General features: G+C 59.0%; 13 protein-coding genes. 12 read left to right on the forward strand and 1 reads right to left on the reverse strand.

Annotation, left to right across the window (positions count from 1 at the left end):
• Positions 1–3: 3 nt before the first annotated feature.
• From SIAM614_RS25115 to SIAM614_RS25165, 11 genes are all read left to right on the forward strand, one after another.
• Positions 4–957 carry a HEAT repeat domain-containing protein gene (locus tag SIAM614_RS25115; RefSeq protein WP_006938899.1) on the forward strand — a complete coding sequence of 318 codons (954 nt, stop codon included), beginning with the start codon at positions 4–6 and terminating at the stop codon, positions 955–957.
• A gap of 42 nt (positions 958–999) precedes the next feature.
• Complete coding sequence (locus SIAM614_RS25120; protein WP_006938900.1) at positions 1,000–1,803, forward strand: GntR family transcriptional regulator; 804 nt, start codon at positions 1,000–1,002, stop codon at positions 1,801–1,803.
• On the forward strand, positions 1,797–2,333 hold the full coding sequence (locus tag SIAM614_RS25125; RefSeq protein WP_006938902.1) for a TlpA family protein disulfide reductase: 537 nt from the start codon (positions 1,797–1,799) through the stop codon (positions 2,331–2,333). Before SIAM614_RS25120 ends, SIAM614_RS25125 begins: the two co-directional genes overlap by 7 nt.
• A gap of 403 nt (positions 2,334–2,736) precedes the next feature.
• Entirely contained in the window at positions 2,737–4,113 is a 1,377-nt protein-coding gene (locus tag SIAM614_RS25130; RefSeq protein WP_006938903.1) for an ABC transporter substrate-binding protein, read from the forward strand.
• Between the two features lie 197 nt (positions 4,114–4,310).
• Positions 4,311–5,270, forward strand: a complete 960-nt coding sequence (locus SIAM614_RS25135; protein ID WP_006938904.1) for an ABC transporter permease — start codon at positions 4,311–4,313, stop codon at positions 5,268–5,270.
• Positions 5,270–5,983, forward strand: a complete 714-nt coding sequence (locus tag SIAM614_RS25140; RefSeq protein WP_006938906.1) for a hypothetical protein — start codon at positions 5,270–5,272, stop codon at positions 5,981–5,983. Before SIAM614_RS25135 ends, SIAM614_RS25140 begins: the two co-directional genes overlap by 1 nt.
• Positions 5,980–6,834: an ABC transporter ATP-binding protein gene (locus SIAM614_RS25145; protein ID WP_006938909.1), complete on the forward strand. Its 855-nt coding sequence runs from the start codon at positions 5,980–5,982 to the stop codon at positions 6,832–6,834. Before SIAM614_RS25140 ends, SIAM614_RS25145 begins: the two co-directional genes overlap by 4 nt.
• 4 nt (positions 6,835–6,838) lie before the next feature.
• Positions 6,839–7,435 (forward strand): SCO family protein, encoded by a 597-nt coding sequence (locus SIAM614_RS25150; RefSeq protein WP_006938911.1) that lies wholly within the window; start codon positions 6,839–6,841, stop codon positions 7,433–7,435.
• A 12-nt stretch (positions 7,436–7,447) separates the two neighbouring features.
• The gene (locus tag SIAM614_RS25155; RefSeq protein WP_157140081.1) at positions 7,448–7,981 is read left to right on the forward strand and encodes a copper chaperone PCu(A)C; all 534 of its coding nucleotides are present in this window, start codon (positions 7,448–7,450) and stop codon (positions 7,979–7,981) included.
• Between the two features lie 12 nt (positions 7,982–7,993).
• Positions 7,994–8,641, forward strand: a complete 648-nt coding sequence (locus SIAM614_RS25160; protein ID WP_006938921.1) for a c-type cytochrome — start codon at positions 7,994–7,996, stop codon at positions 8,639–8,641.
• A gap of 5 nt (positions 8,642–8,646) precedes the next feature.
• Positions 8,647–9,402, forward strand: coding sequence for a Crp/Fnr family transcriptional regulator (locus SIAM614_RS25165; protein ID WP_050789488.1), 756 nt, complete (start codon positions 8,647–8,649; stop codon positions 9,400–9,402).
• 927 nt (positions 9,403–10,329) lie between these two features.
• On the opposite strand, the gene SIAM614_RS25170 is transcribed toward SIAM614_RS25165, so the two are convergent.
• Positions 10,330–11,109, reverse strand: coding sequence for an IclR family transcriptional regulator (locus SIAM614_RS25170; protein ID WP_229598013.1), 780 nt, complete (start codon positions 11,107–11,109; stop codon positions 10,330–10,332).
• A 145-nt stretch (positions 11,110–11,254) separates the two neighbouring features.
• Here SIAM614_RS25170 and SIAM614_RS25175 point away from each other — a divergent pair, with 145 nt between their 5' ends.
• Positions 11,255–12,766: an ABC transporter substrate-binding protein gene (locus tag SIAM614_RS25175; RefSeq protein ID WP_006938928.1), complete on the forward strand. Its 1,512-nt coding sequence runs from the start codon at positions 11,255–11,257 to the stop codon at positions 12,764–12,766.
• Positions 12,767–12,835: the final 69 nt, after the last annotated feature.

Below are 12,835 nucleotides of genomic sequence, written 5' to 3' on the forward strand. Positions count from 1 at the left end.
CCGATGGTATTCGAACCCTTTGAAGACGAAAGCGATTTCGAAGTCCTGGCCGACAAGCTATCCGATCCGGACCCGGCGGTCCGCCGGGTAGCAGTGATGGATCTTGCCGACACGGCAGATCCGGAAGCGATACCGATGATTGCAAGCGCGATCGCCGACGAAAGCGCCGAAGTCCGGCTGCAGGCCGCCATCGCGCTTGGTGAGTTCGATGGTCTTGAGGCTGCGACCGCGCTGTGCCGGGCGCTGCAGGACAGCGAAAGCAAAGTCGCCCAGGCTGCGACCGACAGCCTGTCGGAACTCAAGGACCCGGATGCGGCAGATCCGCTGCTGGCGCTTACGTCCCACGAGAACCCGAAGGTCCGCGAAGGTGCGCTGCTCGGCCTGAAGCAGCTTCGCCGGCCCGATGCGCTCGCCAACGGTATCGAGGCCATGAAGGATCCGGTCGCCGCCGTGCGCATCCAGGCTGTCGGCGTCGTGGGATACCTGAAGGCGGAGGAAGCGCTGCCGGCGCTGATCGCCTGTTGCCGGGATGAGGATCCGGACGTGCGGCGCACATCGGTCGGCGCGCTTGCCTTTTCCAAATCCTCGCATGCAAAGGACGCCTTGCTGACTGCCTTGAACGATGAGGACTGGGCGGTGCGGGAAATCGCCGCCGAAGTCCTCGGCAAGTTCGCTATCGGCACCAGTATCGATCCGCTGATCGCGCTCCTCGATGATCCTTACTGGCAAGTACGGGTCAAGGCGGTCCGAAGCCTCGGCAAGCAGAGGGTCGTCGCAGCTGTTGCACGGATTGGAGCGCAGCTCGGAGAACCGGTTTCAAACCTGCGCAAGGAAGCGGCCGCCGCGCTCGGCGAGATCGCCGACCGGTCCGCCCTTTCTTACCTCGAAAACCTGGTGAACGATCCGGATCCTGACGTCCGCAAAAATGTTCGTTGGGCTTTGACGCAAATTGAGTAACAATGCTGCTGTGCAGCATTTCAGAAAGGGGAGAGGCTGAGTGTGAGCAAACAGGTGGAACAGGTGACGGCTCGGACCAAGGCGCATGTTGGCAGCCGCATGTGTGAAAGCCTTCCGTCTTCCACCACCTCTCCCCGTCCTCACAAGTATCAGGAAATCAGCAACACGCTGATGGAAGCGATCCTGGCAGGGGATTTCCCTCCCGGCAGCTACCTTCCCAGTGAAAGTGCCTTGATGAAAAGTTTCGGGGTCAGCCGGGTTACCATCCGGCTGGCCCTCAATGTATTGCGGGACGCCAGCCTGATCGTCGGGCATCAGGGCAAGGGCTATTTCGTCTGCACCCTGCAGGCGGTCCAGGATCTCGGCCGCCTGCAAGGTTTCGGCGAACTGATGGCGCCCCTCGGCGTGGAAACCCGCTCCGAAGTCTTGTCCGCCGACATCGTCGCGGCTCCGGCCGCCGCAGCGGCGGCGCTCAGCGTGAAACGCGGTGAAGACCTGGTGAAGATCCGCCGCATTCGCATCGCGGCCCAGGAGGCGATGAGCATCGACGTCAGCTATTTTCCGTTGTCCATCGGCCAGCGGCTTTTGGAGCTCGATCTGCCGCACACCGATATTTTCGCGCTCATCGAAAACAAGCTCGGCATTGAAATCGGCTTCGCCGACATCACCATGACGGTGGTCCCGGTGGAACCCGACATCGGCCGTCTCCTGAATGTGAACCAAGGTGACGTTGTGATCCGCACCGAACGTCTCACCTATGATGCATCCGGCAGGCCGATAGACTACGAGCACCTGTTCGTGCGCGCGGACTGTCATCAATTCAAGATCAGGGTACCGAGATGGTGAGCTTCAGCCGTCGGGACATTCTGGGAGGACTTGCTGCCGGTGCGGTCGCCGCGACGCCCGCCTTTGGCGCTGAACATGACTTCACGTATCTGGGCCTGGCCGAGCCGCCCATGGTGATCGACGCACCCGAACTCGACATTCCGGACCTTTCTGGCAACATTCACAAGATCGAGGACTACCGCGGAAAGATTGTGGTGATCTCGTTCTGGGCGACCTGGTGTCCACCTTGCCGGAAGGAAATGCCGACATTGGCGCGCCTGAACCGCCAACTGGGCCTGGATCGGTTTGCTGTTCTCGCCGTCAATGTCGGTGACCGGGAGGACAGGGTCCGTGATTTCCTCGAGAAGATTGATCACGATGCGTTGCCTATTCTGCTAGATCAGGACACCAAACTTGTGAGCAAGTGGTTCATACGAGGCCTGCCGGTGACCTATTTGTTGGATCCCAAGGGCCGCGTGATCTACGGAGCAATCGGTGAAAGGGTCTGGGACTCCCCGGCCATGATATCCGGTCTCAAGTCCTTGAGCTGAGCCGGAGATAAAATAAAGTATTTCTTGCTTTCCAATCCTTGTTGGCAAGCCTGTATCTCTTTTCACCAAATTTCAGACAGAATAAAGAACAAGCCTGACCATCAGGTTTGCTGATTTTCGTCTTTTCGCAGACTTAAAACGTGACCTATTAATACAGGTTTTTCGAACTTGTATTACGGTTAAGCTTGTTGCGCTGCATAAAAACCGCGCAACCTGCCATGTGGATAAGCGTTTCCGGGTTTGGACTTACCCGTATCCGGGGACGGGACATTCCGTCATCCCTATAAATACGTAGTCTTTTCAAACTATTACAGAACTCTTCGATTTTTCATCCCGCAAGCTGGCACGGCTTTTGCGCCAATAAAACCGTCCTGAGATAGGCGGCACTACTTGAGGGAACGTTATGACGCAGAAAACACTTGGATTCGGATTGAGGCTCGCGCTCGCGGTCGCACTCCCCAGCATTCCTGCATTCGCCAAGACCATCGATATTGCGATCGGTCACCAGAGCATGTGCACGGACACCTACACCGCAGGCATCGTGGTGAAGGAACTCGGACTTCTGGAAAAGAACCTTCCGAAGGACGGCGACTACGCCGATGTCGACTACAACATCACCTGGGCGGACTACTCTTCCGGCGGACCGATCACCAACCAGATGCTGGCCAACAAGCTAAACATCGGCGTCATGGGTGACTATCCGCTCATCGTGAACGGCGCGAAGTTCCAGGAAACGGATTCCCTGCGCACGCTCTATGTCGCCGGAACCGGCTACAATCTCAAGGGCAGCGGCAACGCCGTCGTCGTGCCGGTGGAGAGCGACATCTATTCCTTCGACCAGCTGAAGGGCAAATCCGTCTCGACGCCGGTCGGGTCCGCCGCCTGGGGCATGCTTCTGAAGGCGATGCAGGACAACGGCATCACCGAAGAAGTCTCGCTCAAGAACCAGAGCCCGGCCGTCGGTGCCGCAAACATTGCCGCCGGCAAGATCGACGCGCATTCGGATTTCTGCCCCTGGTCGGAAATCATGGAATTCCGCGGCACGGGCCGGAAGATCTATGACGGCAGCGAAGCCGGCGTTCCCTATCTGCACGGCGTCGTGGTCCGCCAGGACTTTGCCGAGGAATATCCGGAAGTGGTCACCGCCTTCCTGAAGGCCGTGATCGAAGCCGGGAACTGGATCCAGGAGAACCCGAGCGAGGCTGTTGACCTGATGGAGAAATGGACCGGTGTCGAGAAGGAGGTTCTCTACATCTACTTCTCCAACGGTGGCCACCTGACGCTCGATCCGACCATCAAGGACGGCTGGATCGAAGCCTTGAAGTTCGACCACACTGTGCTGGTGAAGGAAAAGGCGATCCCTCCGCTCGATTTCGACGAATGGATCACCGAGGACTACATCAAGGCGGCCTATTCGGATCTCGGCATGGATTACGAGGCCGACAAGGCGAAGGTCGTGGATCCGGAAACCGCCAATTTGGGCCTGCCAGTGGAGATCTGGCACTCGCGTGACGGCATTCTCAAATATGAGACCCTGCCAGAGTTTCTCAAGGCCGTTGCCGAGTTCCAGGGAACCGGCGCCAAGCTAAACGCGACCTATGTCTACGACAAGTCCACCGGCCTGAAGCTGTTCGGCAAGACCGCCTATTTCGTCCAGGGCGAGGACGGCTCCTACGAAACCTTCCTGCGCAAGCCGGACGCCGAAAGCTACGCGGCTGAGGTCAAGGGGCACGTGATCGACCTGCCGACCGCTGTCGCGGCCTTCATTCCTTCCGAATAGCCTCACAACCACGGGTGCCGCGAAGAGATGCGCGGCATCCGGCCTGCAAGTTCCGGCCCGTTTCCGTTCGGGACCGCCGCCGTCTTGATCTGTTTTTCGCAGCCACATGGTGGCACCTGACTGCGGCAAACCGATCGACCAAAAAGGTCAGAGCGTTTCGTCCATGTTCGGACGACGCTCTCGCGAGGGAGAGTTGAATGAGTAATCTGGGTCAGGCCGTGGATGTGGCCGGCGAAAAAATTTGCGAGCCGACACCGTCCGCACCCGTTCAGAGGAAGGAAGATTCCATCGGTTTCGCGGAGGCGCCCGGCCTGTCGGAAGGGCTGTCCGGCGGGGACGTTCTCAGGGCCGTCAAGTCGGGGCTTTCGCATGGGGGGGCTTTCTTGAGGAAGAATGTTCTCAACATTGCGCTGAGTGTCGTCTCCCTCGCCACCGGTATCTTCCTGTGGCATTTCGCGACCGCCTACAAGGTCGATTTCTACATAAACTTCGAAAACATCCCGTCACCGGAGAAGGTTTTCACGGCATTCTGGACCCATCTGGGCGAAACCGACTTCTACATCCACATCGCCGTGTCGATGCAGCGGATCCTGATCGGCTACATCACCGCCGCCGTTATCGGCATCCTGGCCGGCGTGCTGATGGGGCGCTCCAAGCTCATCCGGTCGCTGATCTATCCCTATATCGAGGTGCTGCGGCCGATTCCGGCCGTCGCCTGGATCCCGCTGGCCATCCTGATGTGGCCGACGGAAGAGGCTTCGATCATCTACATCACCTTGCTCGGCGCGCTGTTTCCGATCGTGCTGAACACGTTGCACGGCGTAGAGCAGACGCCGGAAGTGCTGGTGCGCGCGGCCAAGTCGCTCGGCGCTTCCAGGTTGCAGATCTTCTGGCACGTGATCCTGCCGGCTGCGCTGCCTTCCATTGCGGCGGGTCTTGCCATCGGCATGGGGGTGAGCTGGTTCTCGCTGCTCGCTGGTGAAATCATCTCCGGCCAGTATGGTATCGGCTATTTCACCTGGAACGCCTATTCGCTGATCAACTATCCCGACATCGTCGTCGGTATGCTGGTGATCGGCGGACTCGGCACGCTGTCCACATACGCGGTGCGGCTCGCCATGCAGCCCCTGCTCGCCTGGCAGAAAAGAGCGCGGTAATGGTTCTCGCACCCGCATCCAGACTGATGACCGCCAGCCGTGCCGTTCGCTCAAGGTTGGGCCTGTGGCTGATGCTGTCGGTGGGTCTCGCGGCCGGCTATTATGCGCTCTTGATGGCGGCGCTGATCGTCCGGTTCGGCACCCTGCCGAACTACATCACCTTCTACAACTGGCCGGCAAGCGTCTGGAAAATCTTCCGTTCGACGCCGTCATTCTCCGACGTCCCGCCGATCGTCGCCCAGGAGTACCTGATCGAGATCGGTTACATGAACTACGACTTCGGCCACGGCATTTCCGAGTGGGCACTTAACATCCTGCCTTACAAGGTGCTCCAGGTCCTGGTGCTGACCGCGCTGCTTGCTGCCAACATCGTGCTGCTGCGCTCAAAGCGGAACTGCTCCACCGGCAAACGTCTGAAGATGGGTGCAGCCTCGGGGCTGGGTGCCGGGTTCGTCGCCCTCACCTCAGCTACCATGAGCTGGGTCGTCTGCTGCGCAACGCCGAGCTGGATCGTCGGTCTGTCGATGCTGGGCTTGAGTGTCTCGGCATCCTTCTGGATCGAACCGGTCGGGCCGTATCTGTCGGCCGCCGGTTACCTGATACTGGCTGTCACGATGCTCGTCATCGCCGATCCGGCGCCCGAGGGCCTGCCGGACGGCAGGACTACCGGCCGTGACCACAAGATTTCCTCCGCAAAAGGAGTGCATGCATGAACACGCAGGTCGTTTCCCTGAAAGAACATATTCCGCACAGTTCCCAGGCCATGGCCCAGAAGGATTTCGGTCATATCGTAATCGAGGATGTCGAGATCGTCTTCGGCAAGGGCGCTACGGCCAACCAGGCGGTCACAAAGACCTCGCTCGACATCAAGCCAGGTGAATTCGTCTGCATCCTCGGCCCGTCCGGCTGCGGCAAGTCCACGCTCCTGAACTCGATCGCCGGCTATGTAAATCCGTCGAGCGGCACAGTGTTCGTCGACGGCAAGCCGGTCAAGGAACCGGGGCCGGACCGGGGAATGGTGTTCCAGCAGTACTCGCTGTTTCCCTGGAAGACCATCCGCGACAACATCGCCTTCGGCCCCAGGGTCGCCGGGCGGACGAATGTCGAGTGCAGCTCCATCGCCAACACATTCCTGGAAATGGTCGGGCTATCGAAATTCGCGGACAAATACCCGGCCGAACTCTCCGGCGGCATGCAGCAGCGCGTCGGCATCGCCCGGGCATTGGCCAACTATCCGTCCGTGCTCCTGATGGATGAACCCTTCGGTGCTCTCGACGCGCAGACGCGGCTCATGATGCAGGAGAACCTCCTGTCGATCTGGAGCGAGTTCGGTATCACCGTTGTGTTCGTCACCCACGACGTGGACGAGGCGATCTTCCTGGCCGATCGGGTGCTGATCATGAGTGCGAGCCCCGGCTCCGTCATCGACGACTTCAACGTCACACTGCCACGGCCGCGAGATCCAGCCATGGCGACCGGATCGGAATTCATGGCGCTGAAGAAGATCTGCCTCGACCAGATCCGCTCTGAAAGCCTCAGAGCGTTCGAACAGCAGAACAGGTGAAACCATGATGCGGATGTTTCTCGGTCTCCTGTTTATCTGCCTTTCGTTCGGCGTATCCGCGCAGGACGTCAAGGGCGTGGTGCTCGATGAGCCTGTGCCGGTCGCGAAATTTTCACTTGTCGCACAGGACGGGACGCCCTTCACCCAGGAAGAGCTCAAGGGGCACTGGACGTTGCTCTTCCTGGGCTTCACCAACTGCCCGGACGTCTGTCCGTTCACGCTCGCCAACCTGGAGGCCGTTCGCACCGAACTGTCGCAGCTCATCACGCCGGACAATCTGCCCGAGGTAGTGTTTCTCGCGGTCGACCCGGACCGGGATCAAGACGTGCTGGGGGATTACGTCAAGCATTTCGGCATTTCCTTTACCGGTATCACCGGCGAGCGGACGGAAATCGACAGGCTGGTGGAAAGCATCGACGGTTTCTACCGGTTGGAAAAATCCGATCCCGAGGCCGACGCCTACGACGTCACCCACAGCGCCGCCGTCACCGTGATCAATCCGGACGGCGAAATCACCGCGAAAATAAGCCCGCCGTTTCACCCGGTAACGACCGCGACCCACCTGTTCCGCCACATGCGCGGACTGGAAACCCTGAACTGAGAGGAGATCGACGTGGATACATGGATCCTTGCCCGGAAGCGAGCCTCAGCTTTCGCCGCCGCCCTCGCCCTTTGCAGCCTTGGGCTTGCGTCGTCGTTTGCGGAAGAGAGCCAAGGACACATGCAGGCGGAGGCTGTCGGCATCGTCGTCTCGAACGCCGTGTCTCCCGCCGTAGCGCCGGGCATCAAGACAGCTGCGGTTTATTTCACGCTGGCAAACAATAGCGGTTCAGACGCCGATCTCGTTGCCGTCCAAAGCCCGGCCTTTGCGATGGCGCATTTCCACAAGACCGCCATGGCGGACGGGCTGATGACCATGGAACCCGTCGCACAGCTTTCGATCCCGCAAGGGGAAAGCGTGAGCTTCGCGCCCGGCAGCCTGCACGTCATGCTGATGGGCGCGAAGAAACGCTTCGAAGCCGGCGACCGTTTCATGTTGACGCTGCAGTTCGGCACCGGAACCACACTGGAAGTCCCTGTTGACGTCGTCAAGCCGGGTGACATGTCAGGTGGTTCCCACGATCACAGCTCCATGAAGATGAACTGAGGTCTTCGGCAAATGACCGGTTTCGGAAGCGTTAGACACGCGGGTGTCGTTGCCGGGCTCTGCCTGGTCCTGTCGCTGCACGCAGTTTCGGTGCCGGCGGACATGATCGACACGAGTGGTCTGCAGCCCTGGGAGGTCTGCGGCCTGTGCCACTCGCTCGACGGCATCAGTCCGATGTCCAGGTTTCCGAAGCTGGCCGGCCAAAGGAAGACTTATATCGAGAAGCAGTTCAGGGACTTCCACACTGCGCGACGGGAGAACGACCGCGGCCAGATGCAGGCGATCACAACCGAGGTCGACCTAAAGGACCTGCCGGCTATTGCGGACTATTTCTCTTCGTTGCCACCGCCGCCTGCGGCCCCCGTCGAGGACGCGGCCAATATTGGTGACGCGGAGGCGATCTTCCGGGAAGGGCGCGGACGGATCCCGGCCTGCCTGTCCTGCCATGGAACGACGGATCCGGCGATGCTGCTCGCGCCCTGGCTGGAGGCGCAGCACGAGGACTATCTGGTCAAGCAGTTGATGGACTTCAGGGCGGGCATTCGCACCAACGATCCGGAAGGCGTGATGCGGACAATCGCAGCGCAGCTTTCCGACAAAGACGTATCGGATTTGGCGACCTACATCGCCGCCCAGGACAGACCGGAGAGGACACCGTGAACAGGATGTTGCGTGACCCAGACAGAATGAAGGACCAGGCGACCCCGGCTCCGGACCGGGTTTCTGCCGTCTATCTGAGCGAAGTCCTTTCCGATCTTGACGAAGGGGCAGATTTCCTCAGCCGGCTGAACGAGACGGACCTTGCCGCGGTCAGAGCTGCGGGCACCGCGGTCCGGTGCGCAAAGGGCGAAGGCGTATTCTTCCAGGGCGACCGTCACAGCGGCATCTGGCTGATCGAAAAGGGCACTGTGCGCACTTTCTATGCCGGTCCTTCCGGTCGGGAGATCACTCTCGCCCTCTGGACGGTGGGTCATTTCGTCGGTGGTCCGGAGATATTCGGTGGCGGCACCCATATGTGGTCTGCGGATGCGCAGGAAGACGTCGAACTTCTCTATCTGACCGGCGCGCGCATCCGGCAATTGATCGATACGATGCCATCCTTCGCGATCTGCATCATCAACGGCCTCGTCGCCAAGGGGAAATGCTATTCAGCCCTCGTGCAGATGCTCGGCACGCGGTCGGTGACCGAGCGCCTGGCGCAATTGCTTATCATCCTTGCCGATACCCACGGCCGGCCGGAGGGCAACCGTCTGGTGATCGAAAAGAAGATCACCCACGAGCACCTGGCCGCGATCGTCGGCTCAACGCGCCAGTGGGCGACCATGACACTCGACAAGTTTCAAAAGAAGGGACTGATAACGGTGAGCCGCAGCCGAATGACAATCGAAAATTACGAAATGCTGCTAGGGGTTGTGTCCTGAGCTGCTCAAGTCTTCAGGAACAATAGCTAATATGAGAGCAAACCGGTCGTCTCATCAAAGATTAAGAAATGTCTGCTTCTGGGGAGCTAATTCGAGGTTGCAAACGACCGACTTGGCGGCGCAGAACCGAAGCGCTATCTGCTGTCCTAACTAAAATTCCTCTGGTCACAAGCGAGCTCATAAACTTCCATGTCATGGATTAAGCGCCAGATGAGCTCTGCCCGGTTGTGAATACCAGTCAGCATTGTCCCAAGATGCCACCATGTGCCGAATCCGGCTCGGTTCGTCACTCTGCAGGATGAAGACATGCGGAAGGACGTGGCGTAATCCCTTATTCTCGATACCGAAGGCATCCTTCGACTGGGTGCAGCTGATGGTCGCTTCAACCGTCACGGTCTTTCCATCGGCGCTCCCAAGGTCGCCGTCACCTCGTCGGTCAGATCGGGAAATACATCAAACAGGGCACCCCATATGCCTCCGCCCTCCCCCGGAGGCGGGTCCTCGCAAATCGGCGGGGTAATAGTTGATGGTGCCCTCTTCGGTGAATAGTGACACCATCGCGTCAACGTCCTGGTTCCGATAGTGCGTGAAGAACTCTCGGCAGTGTCAATCTCGTCCCGGAAGTGGCGGACGGAAAGGACGCGCTTGCCGGCTTCATGCAAACCCGGCAAAACCGCCTGTGTCTCGATCCATTCGGGGAACGATCGTTTGCGCAGGTCTGCTTCGCAGAAGACGGCCCTGTCGGCGCCAGGCATCTTTTATGAGCCGGGGCTTTGCGCGCCCATTGGGGCAAGGATGAACCGATGGCGGCTGGAAAACGCGGGGCAATTCAATCCGTCGGCTCTTTGTTTCTTTGTTCCGATACTGCGAGCCAGCCGGGAAAATCAGCCGGCTGCTCACCGCCCAAAAATTCTGTGGGCCCACTGGTTAGCGCGGCAGATTGATTGAATTAGCGACTTCCATGAGCCGCGGAGCAATTTCCGCGTGAACGCGGTCGAGCGACCATTTCAGGGATGAAACCGAACACTGCACCGTTCCGGCAACCTTGCGTGTGCGGTCGAATACCGGTGCGGCGATGCCGATTTCATTGATGATGTTCTGGCTTACCGTAATCCCGTATCCCTGCTGCGCGGCTTCCTCCACTTCCCGGGCGAGCAGGGTCCGGTCCGTGATCGTTCGCGGTGTGATCTGGTCGATGGGCCAGGTTTCAAGCGCTATCCGCCGCTCCTCTTCACTCATGTGTGCCAGCATGATCCGGCCTGAGGAGGAACTCAGCGCCTGAACCTTGTTGCCGATCAGCATCGCCGAGAAACTGGTGAGTTGGGTCGGAATCCGGATGACATAGATGATGTCGGTGCCGGCCGGTCTTGCTGCGTTGATCCGCTCGCCGAGATCGTGGCTGAGGTCGATCAGCTTTGGCATTGCAAGCTGGACGAAGGGGTCGGACCACATGTAGGCGGCCGCGAGCTCCAGGAACTTCAACGAGGGGCGGAATCGCCGGCTTTCCGGATCCTTCATCAGATAACCGGTCTTGTGCAGCGTGTTGGTGAACCGCTGTGCAGCGCTCTTGTCCAGCCCCACGATGTCGGCAAGCTCCGTCAACCCCAGTTCGGTTCGGTGGGAATTGAAGGCGGCCATGATCCGCAGCCCCTTTTCCAGGGATCCAACGAACAGCGTGTCCTGTTTTTCCTTAATCGTTTTCGTCACTTGTCTTGCCATGGCTACCTAACGGCAGCGGGCGCTTGACAAAGTACCCGCTTAAAATACACTGAATGAAGATACGATATAACGTATTATATAATAATAAAACAAAAATCAACCAGAGGGTCGGCTACGTGCCGGTTTTGAACAGATGAAACCATTCTTAGCGACAGGTGTAATCGCTCTCACCACCGCGCTCTCCTGCGGTCAGGTGTTTGCGAACAAGTCGGACGACACGCTTCACACTGCCTTTTCGAAGGAACTGGAATCCGTCGATTTCTATTTTCAGTCGGCCCGCGAAGGCACCATCTTTGCGCGCCAGGTCTGGGACGGCCTGGTCTACCGGGATCAGACAACCGGAGACTATGTCGGCAACCTGGCCTCATCCTGGAAGTGGGTCGACGAAACCACCCTGGAATTCAAGCTGCGCGAAGGCGTCAAGTTTCACAATGGTGAGGAATTCGACGCTGACGACGTGGTCTTCACGGTCAACTACGTTGTCAACCCGGACAACCACGTCACCGTGCCCGGCAACGTCAACTGGATGAAGGGCGCCGAAAAAGTCGACAAATACACGGTCCGGATTACCACCAATGGTCCTTTCCCCGCAGCGCTTGAATATCTCTCCGGTCTGGTCGCGATCTATCCGAACGACTATTACGCCGAGGTTGGCCCATCCGGCATGGCGCTCAAGCCGGTGGGAACTGGCCCCTACAGGGTGGAAAGCGTCGAACCGGGCAAGCATTTTGTCCTGAAGAAATTCGACGGCTACTACGGCGGTCCCAAGGGGCAGCCCTCCATCGGCACGATCGACATTCGCACGATCCCGGACATCAACACCCAGCTGGCCGAGTTGTTTTCGGGCGGCATCGATATGATCTGGAATGTCCCCGCTGACCAGGCTGAGCAACTTGCCGCCATGGACCAGTTCACGGTCGCCAATGAAAGCACCATGCGGATCGGCTATATCACCATGGACGCGGCGGGTCGCGGCGGCGAAGGTCCTTTTGCCAAGAAGGAAGTCCGTCAGGCAATCGGTTATGCCATCGACCGTCAGGCCATTGTCGAAAACCTCCTGAAAGGAAGTTCCAAAGTCGTCAACTCGGCGTGCTTCCCGAGCCAGTTCGGCTGCGAACAGGACGTCGAGACCTATTCCTATGACCCGGCCAAAGCCAAGGCGCTGCTTGCCGAGGCCGGCTATCCGGACGGGCTCACGGTCGATTTCTACGCCTACCGGAATCGACCCTATGCCGAAGCGATGATGGCTTATCTGGCAGACGTCGGGATTAAGGCTAATCTGAATTACCTCAAGTATTCCGCTCTGCGCGATATGCAGAAAAAGGGCAGCGCAGGCTTCGGCTTCCTGACCTGGGGATCGAATTCGATCAATGACGTGTCGGCCATCACAAGCCAGTTCTTCAAGTTTGGCGATCAGGACTTCGCCCGCGACGAAGAGGTCAAGACCTGGCTCGATACCGGCGACAAGTCGGTTGACGACAAAGTGCGCAAGGAGAACTACTCCAAGGCCCTGAAGAAGATCGCGGAGGAAGCCTATTGGATCCCGCTCTTCTCCTACAATTCCAACTACGTGTTTTCGAAGGACGTCGCCTTCACGCCGACGCCGGACGAAATTGTCCGCTTCTTCGACATGAGTTGGAAGTAAGGCGGACCACCACCGCCTGGGTCTCGCTCTCGCCCGAGGCGAGACCCGCATAGCCTTGCGGAGTTCAAT

The sequence above is a fragment of the Roseibium aggregatum IAM 12614 genome (assembly GCF_000168975.1).
In the GTDB taxonomy this organism is placed as follows: Bacteria; Pseudomonadota; Alphaproteobacteria; order Rhizobiales; family Stappiaceae; genus Roseibium; species Roseibium aggregatum.

Excerpts from the sequence above, each read along its gene's own strand:
- SIAM614_RS25130 (WP_006938903.1), top strand. The coding sequence starts at position 2,737 with ATGACGCAGAAAACACTTGGATTCGGATTGAGGCTCGCGCTCGCGGTC.
- SIAM614_RS25175 (WP_006938928.1), top strand. The coding sequence starts at position 11,255 with ATGAAACCATTCTTAGCGACAGGTGTAATCGCTCTCACCACCGCGCTC.
- SIAM614_RS25125 (WP_006938902.1), top strand. The coding sequence starts at position 1,797 with ATGGTGAGCTTCAGCCGTCGGGACATTCTGGGAGGACTTGCTGCCGGT.
- SIAM614_RS25165 (WP_050789488.1), top strand. The coding sequence starts at position 8,647 with ATGTTGCGTGACCCAGACAGAATGAAGGACCAGGCGACCCCGGCTCCG.
- SIAM614_RS25140 (WP_006938906.1), top strand. The coding sequence starts at position 5,270 with ATGGTTCTCGCACCCGCATCCAGACTGATGACCGCCAGCCGTGCCGTT.
- SIAM614_RS25145 (WP_006938909.1), top strand. The coding sequence starts at position 5,980 with ATGAACACGCAGGTCGTTTCCCTGAAAGAACATATTCCGCACAGTTCC.
- SIAM614_RS25160 (WP_006938921.1), top strand. The coding sequence starts at position 7,994 with ATGACCGGTTTCGGAAGCGTTAGACACGCGGGTGTCGTTGCCGGGCTC.
- SIAM614_RS25135 (WP_006938904.1), top strand. The coding sequence starts at position 4,311 with ATGAGTAATCTGGGTCAGGCCGTGGATGTGGCCGGCGAAAAAATTTGC.
- SIAM614_RS25115 (WP_006938899.1), top strand. The coding sequence starts at position 4 with ATGGTATTCGAACCCTTTGAAGACGAAAGCGATTTCGAAGTCCTGGCC.
- SIAM614_RS25150 (WP_006938911.1), top strand. The coding sequence starts at position 6,839 with ATGATGCGGATGTTTCTCGGTCTCCTGTTTATCTGCCTTTCGTTCGGC.